At 43.2% G+C, this 222-nt stretch carries 1 tRNA gene; it reads right to left on the reverse strand.

From position 1 onward, the window contains the following. Positions 1-64 precede the first annotated feature (64 nt). Positions 65-140, reverse strand: a tRNA-Glu gene (locus M9194_RS21640). Between the last annotated feature and the right edge of the window lie 82 nt (positions 141-222).

Here is a 222-nt window from a genome sequence, read left to right on the forward strand (position 1 = left end):
GTTAAAGAACCAAACCATTTTTAAAGATTCTCTGAAGCTTTTTGCTTTAAAGAACGCTTAAAGATGGTATCCCGTAGGGGAGTCGAACCCCTGTTACCGCCGTGAAAGGGCGGTGTCCTAGGCCTCTAGACGAACGGGACACTAGGCCAGCATCTACTTAATTAAGCAGAAACTAATCTCTTAACTTTACAAACCATATCAATCTGTGTGAACACTCATCGC

Source organism: Vibrio sinus, from assembly GCF_023634645.1.
GTDB classification, from domain to species: Bacteria; Pseudomonadota; Gammaproteobacteria; order Enterobacterales; family Vibrionaceae; genus Vibrio; species Vibrio sinus.